Annotated in this window: 1 protein-coding gene; it reads right to left on the reverse strand. The window is 49.8% G+C overall.

The genetic code is table 11. The features are described 5' to 3' along the window. Window positions 1–92: 92 nt before the first annotated feature. Window positions 93–1,457: an ISNCY family transposase gene (locus AC27KL_RS27975; protein ID WP_019007868.1), complete on the reverse strand. Its 1,365-nt coding sequence runs from the start codon at window positions 1,455–1,457 to the stop codon at window positions 93–95. Between the last annotated feature and the right edge of the window lie 173 nt (window positions 1,458–1,630).

A 1,630-nucleotide genomic window follows, 5' to 3' on the forward strand; every position in this document is an offset into this window, starting at 1 on the left:
TAGTTGCTCCTGAAAAAGTCGATTTTCAAAAATAGTTTCGGGTTGCTGGCTGGGTTGTGAGGGGGAACTTTCCCTAATGATCGGTTTCCATGTTAGTTTTGGAGCATTTTTGCCGCTCTTTGCAGGTTGTGGGTCAGAATCCCGAAGCCGACCCAGCATTTTGAGCCGACAAAGCCCCGATACCTGCTGCGGTTCAAACCGTACTTCCGCTTGAGAAGACTAATCTTCGCTTCTCCAGCTGCACGGTAACGCTGCAAGTCTTTGAACCATAATTCGTTTTCGTACTCGGATCGGGCAATGCCTTTTTTGCCCTTTCGCGGCAAGCTAGCTCGCTTCACACCAAGTTCGGTAATGGCCGTTTCGTTCTTCTTGCTTGAGAAACCGCGGTCGGTCGCTACAGCTTGCGGCGCTTTGCCGAATTGCTTGATATGCGCCTGTACAGCGGGAACGAGCAGTTCATCATCCGAGGGGTTCCCTTCGTAGACAGCGTAGCCGGTCACAAAGCCGCTTTCCGTCTCGTCGATTCGCACCTTGTAGCCGAACTCAGTTCCTTTGGCCAGCTTACCTTTCTTAATCGGTCTTGCTTCCGGGTCAAAGAAACTGACGATCCGATCTGCGATGATTCGATTGCCGGAAACGACCTGTTTGGCTTGTTCCAACAACTTGCCGGTTAGCGTGACCGCCTCGGTCAGTTTGGTTTTACTTTGTCGAAGAGCAGCTTTGCCCTTGTCTTGCAGTTTCTCGATAACGGCTTGCGCCTTGTTCACAACGTTCTCGGCTACTTCGATTACGCTCCCAGTGATCCGGTCAACTTCTTCCCAAGATTCACGGGTGCGGCGACGTAGAACTTTCGCGATGGACAGAATCTTTTCCTTGATTTCTGCCGTACGATCTTCAAAGCCTTGAACAGTGTGGGAGGCGACTTTCCGGATTTTCTGAATCGTTCGAGTGATGACTTTTACGCCATCTTGCAACAGCGTAGCGTCTGTCGGGTGATGGATGTCGGATTCCACAACCGTCGTATCCGTGCGCAATTTGCGGGTTTTCAGAACGGCTTTTTCCTCACACTGCTTTACGAGTGCGGCATTGATGTCTTCGACGATCTTGTCGCCGTAGCGTTTGCGGGCATAGATGAGCGTAGACGGGTCGGGCATCGGTTCGTCGATGGCAAACCGGCAGAACATTCGCCATGTGATGCTGTCACCGACTTCCTTCACGAGTGACTCGTAGCCCAAATTGTATTTATGCTTCAGGACCATAAGACGGATGTACTTTTCAATTGCAAGCGTAGGACGGCCGCTTTTCTTGCCTTTCGGGTGCAACTCAGTAAACGGTTGAAGAAAACGGTCGTCGTCCAGTAATTGATCTATGATTGCAAGCTCGACCGGCAACTTTCTAACAGATTCCGGGAGAATGGCATCCCAGATGGTCAATTGCTCGTCTCGAAGTTTCAACATTTTCTTCACCTCTTGGAAGGATTCCCGTGGGCTTCTGTTGAACTCCTATAGCAAAGGAATTCTTCCCTCGGGGTGTGGAACTTTGTTATCTCGTCAATAACAATTTCCATTTTGAGGTGCTGAATTCCTTTTAATTATGCTCAAAACACCCTGACTTTTTCAGGGGAAACTAA

The sequence above is a fragment of the Paenibacillus sp. YAE3 genome (genome assembly GCF_057546105.1).